Annotated in this window: 12 protein-coding genes; 2 read left to right on the top strand and 10 right to left on the bottom strand. The window is 66.4% G+C overall.

The window, feature by feature from the left end:
* Nucleotides 1-189: 189 nt before the first annotated feature.
* Nucleotides 190-1,566 carry a type VII secretion-associated serine protease mycosin gene (gene mycP / locus AB0H50_RS32485; protein WP_357460251.1) on the bottom strand — a complete coding sequence of 459 codons (1,377 nt, stop codon included), beginning with the start codon at nucleotides 1,564-1,566 and terminating at the stop codon, nucleotides 190-192.
* A 29-nt stretch (nucleotides 1,567-1,595) separates the two neighbouring features.
* Entirely contained in the window at nucleotides 1,596-3,062 is a 1,467-nt protein-coding gene (eccD, locus tag AB0H50_RS32480) for a type VII secretion integral membrane protein EccD (RefSeq protein WP_357460249.1), read from the bottom strand.
* Between the two features lie 169 nt (nucleotides 3,063-3,231).
* Here eccD and eccCa point away from each other — a divergent pair, with 169 nt between their 5' ends.
* Together eccCa and AB0H50_RS32470 are read left to right on the top strand one after the other, a co-directional pair.
* A complete protein-coding gene (gene eccCa, locus AB0H50_RS32475; RefSeq protein WP_357460246.1) occupies nucleotides 3,232-7,275 on the top strand; it encodes a type VII secretion protein EccCa in 4,044 nt (1,347 codons plus the stop codon).
* Entirely contained in the window at nucleotides 7,254-8,723 is a 1,470-nt protein-coding gene (locus AB0H50_RS32470) for a type VII secretion-associated protein (RefSeq protein ID WP_357460243.1), read from the top strand. Before eccCa ends, AB0H50_RS32470 begins: the two co-directional genes overlap by 22 nt.
* A 157-nt stretch (nucleotides 8,724-8,880) precedes the next feature.
* Here the strand turns inward: AB0H50_RS32470 and AB0H50_RS32465 are convergent, their stop codons facing one another.
* The 8 genes from AB0H50_RS32465 to AB0H50_RS32430 all read right to left on the bottom strand — a co-directional run bounded on the left by AB0H50_RS32465 (nucleotide 8,881) and on the right by AB0H50_RS32430 (nucleotide 17,866).
* Nucleotides 8,881-9,171, bottom strand: coding sequence for a WXG100 family type VII secretion target (locus tag AB0H50_RS32465; protein ID WP_357460241.1), 291 nt, complete (start codon nucleotides 9,169-9,171; stop codon nucleotides 8,881-8,883).
* 40 nt (nucleotides 9,172-9,211) lie between these two features.
* Complete coding sequence (locus AB0H50_RS32460) at nucleotides 9,212-9,541, bottom strand: WXG100 family type VII secretion target (RefSeq protein ID WP_357460239.1); 330 nt, start codon at nucleotides 9,539-9,541, stop codon at nucleotides 9,212-9,214.
* Nucleotides 9,542-9,957: 416 nt separating this feature from the next.
* The gene (locus AB0H50_RS32455) at nucleotides 9,958-11,577 is read right to left on the bottom strand and encodes a serine/threonine-protein kinase (RefSeq protein WP_357460238.1); all 1,620 of its coding nucleotides are present in this window, start codon (nucleotides 11,575-11,577) and stop codon (nucleotides 9,958-9,960) included.
* Nucleotides 11,578-11,718: 141 nt separating this feature from the next.
* On the bottom strand, nucleotides 11,719-12,957 hold the full coding sequence (locus AB0H50_RS32450) for a hypothetical protein (RefSeq protein ID WP_357460235.1): 1,239 nt from the start codon (nucleotides 12,955-12,957) through the stop codon (nucleotides 11,719-11,721).
* Nucleotides 12,958-12,970: 13 nt separating this feature from the next.
* Nucleotides 12,971-14,122 (bottom strand): hypothetical protein, encoded by a 1,152-nt coding sequence (locus tag AB0H50_RS32445; RefSeq protein ID WP_357460234.1) that lies wholly within the window; start codon nucleotides 14,120-14,122, stop codon nucleotides 12,971-12,973.
* A gap of 44 nt (nucleotides 14,123-14,166) precedes the next feature.
* Nucleotides 14,167-15,372, bottom strand: a complete 1,206-nt coding sequence (locus tag AB0H50_RS32440; protein WP_357460232.1) for a hypothetical protein — start codon at nucleotides 15,370-15,372, stop codon at nucleotides 14,167-14,169.
* A gap of 61 nt (nucleotides 15,373-15,433) precedes the next feature.
* Complete coding sequence (locus AB0H50_RS32435) at nucleotides 15,434-16,621, bottom strand: hypothetical protein (protein ID WP_357460230.1); 1,188 nt, start codon at nucleotides 16,619-16,621, stop codon at nucleotides 15,434-15,436.
* 3 nt (nucleotides 16,622-16,624) lie between these two features.
* On the bottom strand, nucleotides 16,625-17,866 hold the full coding sequence (locus AB0H50_RS32430; protein ID WP_357460229.1) for a hypothetical protein: 1,242 nt from the start codon (nucleotides 17,864-17,866) through the stop codon (nucleotides 16,625-16,627).
* Nucleotides 17,867-17,929 lie beyond the last annotated feature (63 nt).

The following is a 17,929-nucleotide window of genomic DNA, read 5'->3' as shown; positions in this document are numbered from 1 at the left end:
ATCCGTGGTCGAGCACGACGGCATCGGCAGGCTCGCGGTGCGTCTCGACGTGGACCGCCTCGTCGTCGTCGGCACCGGCCGAGCATCCACGGGATGCTCGAGCCCCACCTGCGTTGTCACTCCATGCCGGTCGAAATGCAGGCGCTGGAGAACGGCATCCGCTGTGGAAAGCCGATCTTCACCGCGAGGTCACAGATCGTCGGAGGCGACACCGAACCGTCGCCTTATCGGAAACGACGCGAGATAGCCGAGGAGTAGTGCGCCTGCGATCGTGCCGGAGCCGATCAGCGCGACATTGCGTGCTCGATTGTCTGGTGGCGGTGGCGGGGCCGGCACTGCCAGCTGCTGATTCTCGGCGGGACTCGGCCGCTTGGGCGGAAGCTGGTTCGGCACAGCATTCGTCAATGCCGCGATCGGGTCGACCGCGCCGTATCCGAGGAAGGGGTTCCACCCCTCGGCCGGCGCGTGGGCCGTCGCCTGCAAACGTTTGATCACCTCGAGCGCCGACAATTCGGGAAAGCGAGCGCGCACGAGGGCGGCAACCCCCGAGACGTACGGCGCCGCAAAGCTCGTACCTTGCATCGGGCTCGGCTGATTCTGCTTTCCGATCGTCCCATTGGCGGTGCCATTGCTATTCGTGTCCAGTGAGACAATGTTCTCGCCCGGTGCGGCGATGTCGACCCACGGGCCTGGCACCGTGAACTGTGAAGGCTGACCATTCTGGTCGATGGAACCCACGGCGAGCACATACTCGTCGAACCGTGCGGGCGTCACATTGGTGGACAGCTTTTGCCAGAGGTCGCCCTCCGGATCGAGCGGGTCTACGTCAGGATTCCCTGCTTGACACTTGTCTTCTTTGTTTCCGGCGGCAGCTACGACCACGACATCTCGCTCGATCGCGGCGTACTGAAGCGCTGCACCGAGGGCTCCGTCGTTCGGAGTGGTGGAGCCTGCCACGCACGCGACAAGCGAGATATTGATTACCGAGGCCCCCATGTCCGCCGCGCGCCGCACCGCTGATGCCAGCGCTTCGATTCGGCCGTACCCTTCGGGCGGGTCCTCCGGACGCTGCTCTTGTGATCGACCCGCGACCTGGAACATCTTGCTGGTCTGCCTGATCGACAGGATGCGCGCCTCGGGTGCCACGCCCGAGAATCCTTGGCCGTCGACCTGTTCGGCTGCGATGATGCCTGCCACCGCAGTGCCGTGGGCATCGCAATCGCTGGTGCCGTCGCCGCCTTCGGCGACGTAGTCACCACCTGCTTCGAGACCGGGGAGGCGGGGGTGTCTCGCGACGCCGGTGTCGATGACGGCGACGACTTGACCTGAACCACGGGAGAATTCCCACGCGCGGGGCAAGTCCAGCGAACGTTGCGGTTGCGGAATGAGGGGACCATCACCACCCGATTGCGTACTGACGCAAGGGTTGTTTGCCTTCTGCTCGGTCTTATCCGGCGGGACAGCGGGGTCGCCGGGCGGGAGTAGAGCAGGATTGATCGGAGGTGGCCGATCGGCGTAGGCGGCGCCTTGCCCGAGACCGATCGATGCGCTCAAGCCGAGTGCCACCGCAACAATGGCAACTCGCAGACTCGCGTTCACAGCCCGCGGACGAGGGAGTAGAGCGAGGCCACCCAGAACACCAGCGGCAGCACCGCCGCGACGAACGCGTACTCGAGCAGCTCGACGCCGCGGCGCATCGGCGGCGTCGCCGTCTGGTTCGGGATGATGATGCCCAGGATCAGCGCCGCCACCAGGATCAGCATCGCCGCACCGAAGATGGCGAGCGGCATGTCCATCGCGAAGCTGGCGCCGACCAACATGATCAGCACGATCGACGCGCCGCCCGCGATCAGCACGACGGCCTGCTCGGCGCCCGCGTAAGTACGGCTGCGGAACATCAGTACCGCGGCGCAGACCAGCGCGAGCGCGATGCCCTGCCAGTACGGGTCGCCGGACTCGGGATCGGTGGCGGCCAGCGCGCCGGCGACGGTGACCAGCGTGGTCGCGGAGACCAGGCCTGCGAGGTACATCCGGGCCCGTTCCGACTTCACTCGCAGCGCCTCCATGGTGGGCAGCGCGCGGTGGTCGTCGGGGTCGTCCTCGGTGGGGTCGATCGGGGTGCCAGGCGAAGGCACCGGCGGCAGCGGCAGTTTGGCCAGCAGCATCGAAACCCGCGGCGACAGCGAAAGACCCGCGAGGCCGAGCGCCGCGGCGACCGCGCCGATGGCCTTCAGCGGCTGGTCGGTGAGCAGTCCGACCAGCGCGGCGGGTACCGCGTACACCCCGAGCGTGGCCGCGCCGATGAACAGCGCGAGACCGACGCCGGTGACGCGCCACGCCAGGATCGCGGTGGCCCCCACAAGCACCGATCCGAGCAGGATGTGCGCCCAGCCGTAATGATCAGGCACGTAGAGCATTCCGGCCGTGAGGGCGGCGGGAAGCGCGCAGCCGCCGAGGACGAGCGAGGTCGCGGTGTCGCCGTACATCCGGCTCAGCACCATGCCCGCGACGACGAGCAGGATCGCCACCGACAGCGCGATCGAACCGCTGACCCACTCCGGTAGCTCGTCCGGCGCGAGCAACAGGCCGAGGCAGCCGACGATCATCGTCAGCGCGGCCAGAACGGAGCCGGTGATCCGTGCGACCTTCGGGGTCCAGTTGCGGTAGTGGTCGGTGTCCGCGATCGCGACGTTGTACATGATGTCGTCGAACAGCGGCGTCGGCGCGGTGTGCGAAGCGCTCTCCAGCATCAGGAGCTCGCCGTCGCGCACGCCGTGCTCACCGAGGCTGAGCGAGTTGGAGAGCGGCGGGTGGCCGATTCTGGCCAGCACCCACTCGGCGGGCTCGAAGCGCTCGCCGTCGTTGTCGAAGTCGTTGGTACGGCTGTGCTGAGCGACCATGTCGACGACGCTCGGGATGACCAGCGCGACCGGCACGTCGACCGGGATCGCCATGTCAACCTGGGTGTGCTTGGCCAGGATCGTCACCCGAGCCAGATCCGGCGCACGGACGATACCGCGCGAGGAGTCTTCGTCGATATGGTCAAGTCGCGCGTGCGTCAAACTTCCCCCAACCTGGTGTTCTACCTCGATTTTCCGCTGACCCGTCGCGCTGGGGGGCGAGCTTGCGACCCTGACGTCGGGGCAGCAGAATGCAGGTCGAACTGTACGACATGTCGGCGGTGGCCTCTACACTGAGCCCGAAGTCGCAGCATGTGAAGAGGGGGAATTCTTGAGCACCGTCCGGTTCCAGCGCCGTGCTCGTCGGGAGATGCCGCGTACGCCGGGTGGCGAGGTCACCCTGCAGCCGCCGCCCGAAATCCCCAGGGTGACACCGGGCAATCTGCTGATGAAGCTGATGCCCGTCGTGATGGTCATCGGCATGGTCGGCATGATGGCGCTGATGTTCACGCAGGGCGGCGGCATCGCGTCGAACCCGATGGCCATGATGTTCCCGGTCATGATGCTGTTCTCCATGGTCGGCATGTTCGCGGGCCAAGGCGGTGGCAAGGGCCAGAAGGCCGCCGAGGCGAACGAGGATCGCAAGGACTACCTGCGGTACCTGGACCAGGTGCGCAAGGATGTCGACGAGACCGCCAAACAGCAACGCGCCTCGGTGGAATGGAGCCACCCGGAGCCCGGGCTGATCTGGATGCTCGCGGGCACCAGCCGCATGTGGGAGCGCCGCGCGGGGGACAAGGACTTCTGCCACGCCCGCATCGGCATCGGCGGCCAGCGCCTCGCCACCAGGCTCGTCGCGCCGGAGACCGGCCCGGTCGAGGAATTGGAGCCGATCGCGGCGGTGTCGCTGCGCCGTTTCGTGCGCGCCCACTCGACGGTGCCCGACCTGCCGACCGCGATCGCGGTGAAGGGCTTCGCGACCATCGCGCTGGACGGCGATCGGGCCGAGGCGCGCGACATGGTGCGCGCGATGTTGTTGCAGCTGTGCATGTTCCAGGGTCCGGACCAGGTGCTCGTCGCGGTCGTCTGCGGCCCCGACACCGCACGCGAGTGGGAGTGGACCAAGTGGCTGCCGCACACCCAGCATCCCGATGCTCAGGACGGCATCGGCACCCAGCGCATGTTCTATGGCTCGATCCGGGAGGCCACCGCAAGCCTGCATCCGCTGCTGGCCAACCGCGTCCGCTACTCGCGTAACCAGCCCGCGAACGCCGGTCTCGTGCAGCTCATCGTCGTCGTCGACGGCGGTCTGCTCGAGGCCGAGGACGATCAGCTGCGCGAATCCGGGTACGAGGGCGTCACAATTATCGACCTGTGCGGATACGCACCGCGGCTGGCGGTTTCGCGCGGCATCAAGATGATCGTCGAGAACGGCGAGTGCGTCGGCCGCGGCGCCACCGGCAACCAGGAGCGGTTCGCGCTCATCGACCGGGTCAGCGCGCACCAAGCACAGCAGGCCGCGCGCAGGCTGGCGCCGTATCGCGCCGCCACCCAGCGCAGCAGCGACGTGGAAACCGAGGACGCCGAGGTCATCTCGACGTGGGCGCAGCTGATGAACCTCGGCGACATCGGCTCGTTCAACCCCGAGAGCGCGTGGCGCCCGCGATACGGCCGTGAGCGGCTGCGCGTCGCGTTCGGTCTCGACGCCGCGGGTCTGCCCATCGAGCTGGACATCAAGGAAGCCGCCGAGAACGGCATGGGCCCGCACGGTCTGTGCATCGGCGCCACCGGTTCCGGTAAGTCCGAGTTCCTGCGCACCCTCGTGCTGAGCCTGCTCGCGACCCACTCGCCCGATCAGCTCAACCTGGTGCTCGTCGACTTCAAGGGTGGTGCGACGTTCCTCGGTCTGGAAGGCGTGCCGCACGTCGCGGCGGTCATCACCAACCTCGAGGACGAGGCCGACCTCGTCGACCGTATGAAGGACGCGCTGGCGGGCGAGATGAACCGCCGCCAGGAAGTGCTGCGCCAGGCGGGCAACTTCGCCAACGTCTCCGAGTACGAGAAGGCCCGTGCGGCGGGCGCCGACCTCGATCCGCTGCCCGCGCTGTTCGTGGTGCTCGACGAGTTCTCCGAACTGCTCACCCAGCACCCGGATTTCGCCGAGCTGTTCGTGATGATCGGCCGCCTCGGCCGCTCGCTGCACGTGCACCTGCTGCTCGCCTCGCAGCGGCTGGAGGAGGGCAAGCTCAAGGGCCTGGAGAGCCACCTGTCCTACCGGATCGGTCTGAAGACGTTCTCCGCCAACGAATCCCGCCAGGTACTCGGCGTCCCCGACGCCTACAACCTGCCGAACAGCCCCGGTGGCGGCTACCTCAAATCCGACTCCGGCGAGATCCAGCGGTTCCAGGCCTCCTACGTCTCCGGCGCGTACGTCGGCGGCGGCTCGCAGCGCGAGGTCACCCAAGCCGGTGTCGCGGGCGGCGAGATCGATGTGAAGGCACGGGCTTTCACCGCCCACCACGTGGACTTCCGTCCTATCGACCGGATTCCAATGCCCTCGCAGGCCAGCCACGAGCCGGAGGAGCATCGCACCGAAGAGGGCGAGCAGATCTCGAACCTCAACATGCTCGTCTCGCGCATCCGCGGCCACGGCCGTCCGGCGCACGAGATCTGGCTGCCGCCGCTGGACGAGGCGCCCACTCTGGACCAGCTCATCCCGCGCTCGATCCTCACCGGCGACTACTCGGCCGTCGCGACACTGCGCGCGCCGATCGGCATCGTCGACCGCCCGTACGACCAGCGGCGCGACCCCTTGGTCGTCGACCTCTCCGGCTCCCGAGGCAACGTCGCGGTGGTCGGCGGTCCGCAGTCCGGTAAGTCGACCGCGCTGCGCACCATGATCATGGCGATGTCGATGACGCACACCGCCGAGCAGGTGCAGTTCTACTGCCTCGATTTCGGTGGCGGTACGTTGGCCAGCCTGGAGGGCCTGCCGCACGTCGGCTCGGTGGCCAGCCGTCTGGACGCGGACAAGGTCCGGCGCACCATCGCCGAGATGACCACCATCGTCCGCCAGCGCGAGGCCCGTTTCCGTCAGCTCGGCATCGAGTCGATGGCGGAGTTCCGTCGTCTGCGTTCGATGGATCCGTCCAGCAGCCCCGCCGCGGCGGGCGCGCACGAGGACCCGTTCGGCGACGTCTTCCTGGTGATCGACGGCTTCGGCTCGATCCGTCAGGACTTCGACCCGCTCGAGCAGCCGATCATGAACCTTGCGGTGCAGGGTCTTTCGTACGGCGTGCACGTCGTCATCGCGCTGGCCCGCTGGGCCGAGGCCCGTCCCGCGCTCAAGGACCAGATCGGCACCCGCATCGAGCTGCGGCTCGGTGACCCGATGGACTCCGACCTCGGCCGCAAGTTCGCGGCGCTGGTCCCGATGGGCCGCCCCGGCCGCGGTATGACGCCGGACTGCCTGCACATGCTGACCGGTCTGCCGCGCATCGACGGCAGCGCCGAGCCGACCACGCTCGGCCAGGCAGTTGCCGACGCCGTCGCGACCATCGCGCGCCTGACCCCGGGCAGGCACGCGCCCGCCGCGCGCATGCTGCCCGAGGTGCTGCCCCGTGAACAGCTGCTGCAGCTGGCAGGGAACTGGCCCTCGCAGCTCACCACGGGCGTCAAGAACATGCGAATCCCGCTCGGCATCAACGAATCCGAGCTCACGCCCGTCCACATCGACTTCAACGAGAGCCCGCACTTCGTCATCATCGGTGACACCGAGTCGGGCAAGACGACACTGCTGCGCTCGATCATCGAGGGCATCGCCGCCGCCAACTCGCCGAACGAGGCCCGCTTCATCCTGGGCGACTACCGGCGCACCATGCTCGGCCTGGTGCCCGACGGCTACCTCGCCGGATACGGTTCCACCGCACCGCAGTTCACACAGAACATGAACGATCTGGCCGCCTATGTCGCCCAGCGCACGCCCGGCCCGGACGTCACGCCGCAGCAGCTGCGCGAAAGGTCTTGGTGGAGCGGGCCGGAGCTGTTCGTCATCGTCGACGATTACGACCTGGTGGCCACTTCCATGGGCAACCCGGTCTCGGCCCTCGTCGAGCACCTGCCGCACGCCCGCGATCTCGGCTTCCACCTGATCGTCGCCCGCCGCGCGGGCGGCGCGAGCCGGGCCATGTACGAGGCCACCATGGCGCGTATGAAGGATCTCGGTTCGGCCGGCCTGATCATGAGCTGCCCGAAGGACGAGGGCGTGCTGATGGGCACGGTGCGGCCGAGCCCGCTGCCGCCGGGCCGCGGTACGTACATCACCCGCAACGCGCAGGAGCTGATCCAGCTGGCATGGATGCCGGCGGCCGAGTGATGTCGACGGTCGACCTGGTCCTGACGGACACCCGTGTATGGGCGCGCGGCCCGGCCACGCACTGGGACGCGCCGCCCTCGGTTGTGTTGGGCAGCAACGGAAATCTGGTCGTCGGCGAGTCGTTGAACCCGCCGACCCAGGTCAGCTCCGCCGTCCAGTTCGTGCCCGCGGAGCGGATCGCGTTGCTGCCGCGCGTCCCTGCGGTGCCGGAGGCGCTGACCGCGGTCTTCGGCACGGCGCTGGAGAACCTCGGCGTCGAGGTGCCGTGCGAACGCATCACCCTCGTGTGCCCGACGGAGTGGGGCGGCCCCCGGCGCGCCGTCCTGGACGCCGCCGCCCGCCGGTTCGCGCACGACGTGGCGTTCGAGGACATGGCCGCGCGCGCGGTGGTCACCGACGAGGGCACCGCGCGCAGCCGCCGCACCGTCGTGCTGGAATTCGGCGCCATCACCACCACCACCGCCACCGCGGTGACGCGCAGCCACCTCGGCGTCCACGTCGAAGCCTGCGAGTACGAACCAAATCTCGCCGTCGCCGACCTCGGTATCGACCAGCGCGCCTTCGACATGCTGACCGCCCTGATCACCCGTTTGCTCGACGGCCGCCCTGCGGATGTGGTTCAGGCCGTTGCTGTTTCCGATCCCGCCAAGCTCGACCTCATCGGCGCTGCGGTGCAGCAGTCCTGCGGCCCCGACGCCGAGCTGCGGCCGATCTCCGGCGCCGAACTCGTCCGCGGGACGCACCAGGAACCGGACTATCGCCCCGAAGCCGCCCCGGCGCTGCCGTCCAACGAATGGCTCCAGCCGCTGCGCGAACGCGCCGCCGCCCAAGCTCCGGACCGCCCCATCGCCAAATACGTTCTCGCGGGCGTTGCCGCGGTTGCCGTCGTGGCAGCGGTCGTCGTCGGCGGCATCGTCGCCTCGGGCGGTTCCGACGAGGCCCCGGCCGCAGCCCAGCCGTCCACCACTGCACCGGCCACACCGACGACCGCCGAGTCCATCCCACGCCTGCCACCGACCGACTCACCGGGGGCGCAGGAAACAGTGGGCCGCATCCGTTTCAAGGTGCCCGACGGCTGGCGCCTCGCACCGCCCTCCGGCCAAGGCAGCCGCGTCGACCTGAGCCCGCAGGACGGCGCCCGCTTCCGTATGACCCTCGTGCAAACTACCGTCGCCCCGGACGCAGGCTACGAACAGATCGCCGCCAACCTCGAAGCCCAGATGAAGACGAAGCCGTCCATCAGTGACCTCCGCCGCGATGTCGTCTTCGGCGGCCGCTCCGGCCTCGCCTATGTGGAACGGCCGGAAGGCGGATCGACGGTGCAATGGCATGTGTTGGTGGAGCACGGAATTCAGGTCAGCGTCGGCTGCCAGTACGTGGGGAACGGGTGGGACGGATTCGAGCCGACGTGTGAGAAATTCACGTCGTCGGTGCATGTGGTTCCGTGAGGGGGTGAGTTCCACTCCCGTCCGCATCGCCGCGCACTATCGCGGCGGTGCGCGGTCGATAATTTCGCCCCGGCCGGTTCTCCCTTCGGCACAAACCAATTCGGGCCCCCAGCGAGAATGCTGGGGGCCCGAAAGCTTCGAACCGATCGAGTCGGACTCAGAAGAGGTTCGCGAGCGCGGAGTCGGTGCCCTGCAGCTCGGAGTTACCGGTGCTCACCAGCTGCGCAGCGCCGTTCAGGGTCTGCTGCAGCTGCAGAACGTGGTTCTGCCAGTTCCGCTGCAGCTCGCTGAAGGCCTCGTTCGCAGCACCGGCGCCGTGGTCAGCCACGTACTGCTCGACCTTCTTGTGAAAGGCGTCCAGTTCGTCGCGAATGCCTTCGGCGCGCTTGATGATCTGCTGGGCACCGGACTCGACGCCCGAGAAATTGGCGGAGATGGGCTTGCTCATGTTTCAGGCTCCTTTGTCGGCGATTAGGGAAAGAACGGGATCAGAGCGCCGGCAGGTCGAGGCTCGACACCTGCTGCTGCACCTTCGAGGCGAAGTCGGTGTCCTGGTCCGAGAACTGCCCGCTCATCTTGACAAGCTTCTCCGACGTCTCCATCAGCTTGTCGTTCATCTTGTCGGCCTGGAAGTAGTAGCGCTCCATGAAGGCGTTGAACGCGTCGCGCGCCTGGCCCTGCCAGTTCGCGCCGTTGGTGACGGCGTCCTCATCCGCCTTCAGCTGCCGGATGGCGAGCATCAGGTTGCTGTGCTGCTCCTGGAACTCCTTCGCCTTCTGTGCGATGAGTGCGCTATCAGCCTTCAAGTTGTCCGCCATAGCGGCTTCCTCCTCCTGCTCGTGGTCAACGCCCGGAGTGTGAGCTGACCCTGTTCATATGATTGGACGCGCTCTGGGCTCGATCGGTTCCATCGAGTTCTGTTGATTTTCAGCGGATTCGATCGCGTCTCTACGCCCCTGCGCGTGGTCGACCAGCTACACCGAGGACGGAGGGCCTGGATGAGTTTTCTCCCCCCACATCTCGACCGCGGTGCCGTCGCATCGGTCGCTGCCAGCGCTCTCTCCCCTCCTTCCCCCTGCTCGCTACACCTGATCGGCGAGTGGGCTGGCTGGGCATTACCCTACCGAATGGGCTCCCCGCGCGCTACCAGCGTTTAGTGTCCGCGAGCGCGCGTCGGCGTCGGACGTGGTGCGGTGTCGGGCAGGTGAATCCAGCCGCTCGAACCTGTGGGCGGCTACTTCACCACTCTCGCGATCGTAGGCACCAGTTTGTCCACGAGTACGCCGGTCGACTGGTCGGTCCAGACCTGGAATGCCTGGATCGTCGTTGGATCGTCGACGATCACGATCTTGGCGGAACTGTTCGTGATACTGCTTGGCAGACCGCGAAAACCGCCGTTACCGGCCTCGCTGTCCGTTCGCACGACGATGAGCACTTCGGAATCGATCTCGTTCGAGGACATCCCGAGCGAAAGCTTGCGTGGTGATTTCTCGTCGCCGACGGCCTTGTATTTCGTGCTGTAGCGGAAACCGATATCTTGCAGGAACTTCGACTGCGTACTCGGATTCAGCACCGCGGACAGCGTGGAATTTCCGAAGTTGAGCGCGGTGATCGTCTTTCCGTCGAACTGCGGATTGTTGTTGCGGACGTCGGCGAGCTGGGTTCCGCCGCCCCCGCTCGAGTCGGACCCGCTGGTGAAGAAGAACGTGCCCGCGGCGACGGCGGTCGCGATCACCACCGCGACGATGGCGGGCAGCAAGAACTTTCGCGCGCGAGAGTTTTTCGCGCCGCTACCGTTGCGCAGCGTCGAGACGAGCTGCTGATCCGTCGCCTCGTGCGACGGGGTATAGCCGCCCTGCAGCGGGTACGGGCTGTCGCCCGGCGCGGTGACCGTGTGCCTCGGGTCGGTGAAATGTGTCGGCATCTCGGCGCGCGGGTCGGTGAAAGGTGTCCGCACCTGCGCGCGCGGATCGGTGACATAGGCCGGGCCGGGCGCGCGGAACATTTGGGCACCGTAGAGCGCGGCTTCGGCGTCCTGCACGAACTCTCGGCACGAGTTGTACCGGTGGTCAGGACTCTTCGCGAGTACCTTCTCGATGACGGCGTCGAGCGCGGGAGGAAGGCCCGCTCGTGCCGCACTCAATTTCGGCGGCGGCTCGTGCATGTGCCCCATCATGACCACTGCGGGCATGGTCGACGGGTACGGGTTCTGACCTGTCAGCAGGCGGTAGAAGGCGCAGCCGAGGCTGTAGATATCGGAGCGATGGTCGAGCCGATCGCCGATCAGCTGTTCCGGCGAGGCGTAGGCGACGGTCGCCATGAAATTTCCGGTCGCAGTCAGATCCTGCCCGTCCTCGGCGGATTTCGCCACGCCGAAGTCGGTCAGCAGCACACGCTCCTCATCGCCCTCGTCGGCGGCGGAGAGCAGGAAGTTGGCAGGCTTGACGTCGCGGTGCAGGAGTCCGCGCCGATGCGCGTAGTCGAGACCCTTGCCGACTTCGGAAACGATGCGCAGCGCGCGCTGCGGCGTCATGACCGATGGCCCTTTCTTCGCCTCCTCGGCCGCGTCGGTGCCGTCGACGTACTGCATGGCGATCCACAGCTGGCCGCTCTCCTCGCCACGGTTGTAGACCGCGACGATGTTCGGATGGTCCAGTCCAGCGGCGAGATTGGCCTCGCGTTCGAAACGCGCGCGGAACTCCGCGTCGGTCGACAGATCGGCGCTGAGCACCTTCAATGCGTCGCGCCGGGGCAGGATCGGGTTCTGCGCCAGGTAGACAGTCCCCATCCCACCGCTGCCGAGAACTTGAAGAACCCGGTATCCGCCCACAACTGCACCGGGCCGCAAGGCCATTCGGTCCTCCCTCAACGATCTCGAACGCCCGGAGCCACGAGCCCTCCGGAAGAATCTAGCAAGCACCGCCCGATGGATCGACTCGCATCGCGAGTGATCGCTTCCGCACACTGGGTGTCCGCGAGCGCGGCACGCACCCCGTCATCCGGTTGTCAGCAGGGCGTATTGCGCGGAAATGCGCTGGAGAAGGTCCTGGGGTTGCATGCTCCGCGCCTGTACGACGTAGCGACCCACCTGAAGGACACACAGGTTCGCCGCGACCTTCGGTTCCTGCTGGTCGCCTTTGTTCTCGAAGTACTCGGTGAAGCACTCCACGTTCGCGTCGAGGCCGGGTGGCGATTCGATGAGTTTTTGGTTGGCGGGCAGGTCTTTCGACGGCTGCCACTCGCGCCATAGCGCTTCGGCGCCCTTCGCGGACTTGCTTCGGAAGACCACCGCGTCGCCGTAGCTGACGAGGTCGATTTCGCCGCGTTGTAGCAGGGGCAGGGTCTCCGGCGTGGCTTGCTGGAACAGCGACAGTGCGCCGCGACCCGTGTAGATACCGTCAGGCTCCGGCCGGAACGGCGCAGTCGGGTTGCTCGGCAGCGTGCGCCCGAGCAGGCCGCTTGGATCGAGCGGGATCCGGGCGAGTTCGGCGGTCGGCGTCGGCTGGAACTTGTCCAGCAGCGGAATCTGCGTGTCGAGCATCCGCTCGACCTGGGAGACCAACGCGGGAAGGTCGGGACCCGAGGTGTCGTCGACGACCTTGATGAAGATGACGTAGCGGTCGTGCACCGTCCACGAACCGATCGAGGAGACGCCGGGACGCCAATGTGCGGTCGTATCGGGATGTTTGGTGATCCCGACTGGCTCGTTGTCGCGGTTGTAGGTGAAGTCGTCGTGTTCCAGCGTCGGCCCGACAGCCTTCGCGGTGTTCGCGTCGGGGAACATCAAGACCGCGACGTTCATCGTGCGCCGCGGCGCCTCGCGTGGTCCACCGGTGGACCACGCGTTCACCCAGCCCGCGACCAGGTCCTTGGCGACGTCATCAAAGGTGTCGTTGATAACCAGGTTGCCCAGTGTCTTGCGATTCAGCACGATGTGCGGCCGGAGGAACCAGACGTCCTCGACATAGGACGGATCCGCCTCGTAGGGCAGTGCCACGAAATCGCCCAGCCGCTGCGATTCGCGCGAGCGAGCCTGCTTGTCGTTCTTGGCATTTCCGACGGTGCGCGGCTGGGTCGAGTAGTTGCCGACGTCGAGTTTCGAGACGTCCGGCTGAACCTGCTTGGCTGTTCCCGGCACCACCGAGCCACATGCGCCGAGCCCTATCGCCACAGCGACGGCCATCAACAGTGCCCCGCCGGTGCGCGGCAATACCGAATTCTTTGCGAGCTTCATCTCTGCCTCTCGGCTACTGCTGATAAGCCAGCAACTTGTACTGTGCCGCTGCCTTCTGATGCAGCTGCTGGGTGTTCTTACCCGCCACTCGCGCCACGTAGCGGTCGAAGATCACGAAGCACACCGGCGGATACTGCGGTGAGTCGATCTTCTTGTCCTTGGTGTCGAAGCATTTCGCGGTGGGCAGCTTCGGCGGGCCGTCCATCGGTGTATATCCGCTCGCGTCGAGTTCCGCGAATGCTGCGAGCAGCCGCTCGGCGGCATCGGCGTTCGCGGTGCGATACACCCGGCCGCCGGAGTACGCGACAAGATCGACCTCAGCGTCTGCGAACGCAGCCCTCGTCAGTCCGGGATGACGTTCGAAATGCATTGCCGCTTGCGCTGGCATCACAACGGATTGGTCGTACTTCCGCTTCTGGTTGTCTTCGAGCGGGAGGGTGCGACCAAGCAGCCCTTCCGGGTCCAGCGGCAGGGTGCCGAGGTTGTCGAGTGGCGACGGGCTGTATCCCTTCAGAGCGTCGATCAGGTCCGTGAACGCCTTCTGCGCAAAGGACACGAGCGGCGCCGCCTCGGGGGGCTCCGTCAGCGGATCGTCCATATGCACATACATGAGTAATGCGTCCTGCGTCAGCCAGGCATCGAGAAACTTCTTGCTGGGCGACCACTTGGCCCTGGCTTTGGGAAACCCCGGGATGCTGACCGCCTCACCAGGGAGATTCGCCGCTTGGCGTTCGGCGAGTCTCCTCGCCGACTCGTCGGCGTGGTTTGCGTCGGTGAATCGGAGCACCCGCATCTCAACGGACCGACCGGGCGCCGGTACGGCGCGACGTTCGGCGGAGGCCTCCCATCCGGTGACGTACCCCTGCAAGAGCGCCGGAAGCTCCTCGCGGTCGATCGAATAGGGCGTCGAGTTGTTGTCCGGAGTTAGTCTCCGATCGGTGTTTACAAGACGTTGGAATGCGAACTTGCCGTCGATCTCTACAGGCAATGGAACATGCTCGCCGATCCGCACGGCCTCCAATGCCGGACCCGTCTGCTCCGACCGTATCGCTTCCGCATCCCGAGGGACCGAGGGGTAGTTGCCGGAGTCGAGCGCCGAGATATCGATGGCGGGCGCTGCGCCGCCGGAGTCGTCCTGCCCGCAGCCGGAAGCGGCGGTGACCACGGCGGCAAAGACGAGGCACAGAGTGTGTCGGTATCGCATGGGTATCACTCGCTCTTCGCCAGAATCGCGTACTGGGCGGCCGCGCGCTGGTACAGGGCCGGATCGATGGCGCCGGAGAGGCGAGCCTTCGAGACCACGATCCCGACATAGCGTCCGTGGACCACCGCGCAGAACAGGTCGTAGTCCCTGATCGAGTCGGTGGTGTCGAGTCTGACGCAGCGCGCATCTGGCAAGCCCGGCGGCGCGATCAGTTCTTCGTCGTTCTTGCCCAGCCGGACCAGTGCCGATTGCAGTCGGATCGCGGCAGGCAGATCCCGTGCCCGGTAGACGATTCCGCCACGTCGCCCGACGAGATCGACGCCGCTGTCTCGGAAGACCGCCTGCATCTCCACCGCGTTGCGTTCGTAGTGCAGCTCACCGGAAGGCTCGAGCGGCCCGAAGTCGTACTCGACGTAGAACGGGTCGGTGCCGTCCGTCGCTTTCGGTGCCGCACGTCGCATGACGCCCTCCGGGTCCAGCGGGGCGTCGAGGATATCGTCGAGCGGCGCCGGGCGCAGTTGGCCGAGCAGTTCGATCTGCTTGTCGATGGTCTTCTTGAAGACGCTCGCCAGCGCGGCTTGATCAGGTTGCGGCACACCAACATTCGTCAGGATTACAAAGGGTCCCTTGGCGAGGAAAGATACTGCGGTTACGTCGTCCTTCGACGTGGCCTTCGCATCGGAATGCCCGTCGACAGCGATTGGGTGACGGCCCGGATCGGCGTTGGTGATCCGGTCGAAATCGTCCGCGGCCTTCCTGCTGTCCTGTTCGGTTGGGAAGCGGAGAATAGAGACAATGAGTTTCTTGCGGTGGCGCAAATCGGGGTTGATGCGCGAGACATACGCTCCGGCAATCAGTTTGTTGTCGACAGTGACCGGTCGATACTCTTCGGGAAGAGTCTTGCCGATGAACGGATCCTCGGGAAACGAGAACAGTTCGACATCGCCGATCACCGTCAGCGCGCTGTCGATATCGGTCGGGAGGACCAGATAGTTGAGCATCCGCCTGGCTTCGATGGCCATCACATCCGCCGCGCTGCCCACGCTCGGGTCGTATGCGGTCGGTTCGTTCGCGTACGAGCCGGTGTTCAGGGCGCCGACGTCCACCGGGGCCAAGCCCGGTTGGGGAGTGCCCGCAATGCTCGATGAACAGCCGATAGCCGCTGATGCCGTCACTGCGAGCAGCCCGAGTAGGCCGCGACGGACTTTCATGCCTCCCCCAATCCGGGCACCGGTGCCGATGCCACCGCGTTACTTCCCGCCGGATCCTACGTCAACCCGCCGAATCGTTGGCGAGCAGCAGGTATTGGGCGCTCACCCGCTGAGCGAGGTCTTGAGGCTGGTTCGCGTCGACTTCGGCGACGTAGCGGTCGTAGGAGAAGTAGCAGCGGTGTTCCAGGATGATGCGGGCGCTTTGCGGAGGACCTGGGTCTTCCCGGAAGCATCGAGCGTCCGGTAGGCCGGGCGGAGCGTCGATCGGGTCGTAGCCCGGTGGAGTTTGGTCGGCAAGGAAAGCGGTGAGGCGCCCCGCGGCGGCGGAGTCGCCCGCGCGGTAGACGCGAGAGCCCGCGTAGGCGATCAGGTCGACCTTCGCGTCTTGGAAGGCACGGCGGGTCAGATCCGGACGGCTCTCCAGATGCAAAGCGGCAGGCACGGTGTAAGTGCCGGTCACGTCTTCGAGCGTGCCGGGGCGTTCGGCTGCGAGGGTGCGGGCGAGCAGATCGTCTATGGGAATATCGGCGAGTTCGCCTACGGGAGTTGGGGTGAAGCCGCGCAACAGCTCGAACTGCCGGTCGAAGAGCTTCTTGGCAAAGGCCAGCAGCGGGGCGGGGTCGGGTGGGGTTGCGATACCGTCGGAGACGAAGGCCCACAGCAGGTATTCGCCCTGAGCGGTCCACGACTGTACGGAATCGTGAGCGGTCAAATAGGTACGGCCGACGGGATAACCGGGGATTTCGAGGGGCTGCTTCGGCGGATACTGTTCGGCGCTGGCGTCCGCGAGCACGTGCATGGCATGAGTGGCCTGGTCGGGTGTCGTGAACCGGAGCAGCCCGACGCTGACGTCGAGCCCGAAGGTGCGCTTCGCGCGGCGGGAACCGCCGGTGTGCCACCCGGCGACCAAGCCCGGCACGCGTTCGCCGAAGTTCTGGAGATTGCTGATTCCGCTGCCTCGGTACGGTGGGTTTCGGGCGGTGTAGTGGTGGCCCGCGAAGTTGGTGCGGCCGTGGACGAGCCGACTGTCGAGATCCATCGGCAGCGGGACGAGGCCGCCGAGTCGGATGGATTCCCGGACCGCTCCGCCGTCCGCGGTGCGCAGCGCGGACAAGTCCCGAGGCGCGGTCGGGTAGTTGCCCGGATCGAGGGCGGAGGTGTCGACACTCGCTTCTGGCTCGGACCCACAGCCGACGGTGAGTGCGAGGAGCACAGTAAGGCAGGCGAGTGCGATGCGGGAATGTGGCATTGGTCAATCACCCCGCGCCAGGATCGAATACTGCGCAGCCACACGCTGATACAGGCTCGGAGTGAATTGCCCACCGGGCAGGCTGTCAGCTTCGACGACCGCGACGTAGCGACTGTGGACCACGACGCACGTGTAGTCGTAGCGCGGGTCGAAGGCGTCTGCGTCGCGCTGTAGGCACTGGGCGTCGGCGATGCCCGGCGGACCCTCGAAGAGTTGCTCGTCGTCGCCTGGCGCGGCAAGGGCGTGCTGAAGGCGGAACGCCGAATCGAGATCACGAGTGCGGTACACCGTCGCGTCGTTGCGTGCCACGACGTCGACGTCAGCATTTGTCAGCGCCGCCTTCAGTTCGGCACCGCGTGGCTCGAAATGCACCTGCGCCGCGGCGTCATAGATGCCGATCGGCTGAGATCGTTGTGAGGTAGAACTGCCGCCTGCAGGCAGCGGTGGCAACGCGAGGCGCATGATGCCGCCCGGGTTGGCGGGCAGATCGAGAATCTGGTCGACCGGTGTCGGCACAAACCGAGACAACCGTTCGAGCTGCAACTCCAGCATCTTTCGCAATTGCGTCGCGAGGGCGGTCGAGTCGGGCTGCGGGACCGTGGACATGCTCATGATCACCATCGCTCCGCGGGCGGTGAACACGTAGCCCTTCTGGTCGTTCGCGGTGGAGGCCAGCACATCCGCATGCCCGGTGATTTCGAGAGCGTGCCGGTTCGGTGTGAGTTCGCCCATGGCGCGGTCGAATTCCGCTGCGGCGGATCGAGCCGACTCGTCGGAGGGAAATCGAAACAACGCGATCGACATGTTGCGCATAGCTCGTAGGTTTTGATTCGAGCGGGTGGTGACGACGCCTGCGATCAGCTGGTTGCGTTCGGCGATCGGCTCGAACTGGGCGGGAAGAGCGCCGAGGGAATCACTGAACACCGAACTCGGAGCGGAGACGATGCGCGTGGTGTCGAGGGCGGACATCTCGCTGTCGACTTCGTAGGGCGCGACCAGATAGCTGAACAACCGCCTCGACTCGATTGCGAAAACGTCGGCCTTGGTTTCCAACTTCGGCTCGTAGTCGACGGGAGCCGACGGAAATGGTCCGACAGCGAGACTCGGCAGATCGACGGGGGTCATGCCGGGCACGCCACGCCCCTCGATGGTCTGTGTGCCGCAGCCGGACGTCACACCGGCGAGAACGACGAGCGCCGCGGCTACGGACGACAGCGTCCGGAATCCCGAGACGGGGCGCGGCACGGTACTCCCTTCGATCGAATGCTTGCGGCGGCACGCTGTTTCACTTGGACGTGCTGAGTTGGT

This window comes from Nocardia sp. NPDC050793 (assembly GCF_040654065.1).
In the GTDB taxonomy this organism is placed as follows: domain Bacteria; phylum Actinomycetota; class Actinomycetes; order Mycobacteriales; family Mycobacteriaceae; genus Nocardia.
Note: the sequence above shows the minus strand (reverse complement) of the source record. Positions and strands in the feature narration are given on the sequence as shown.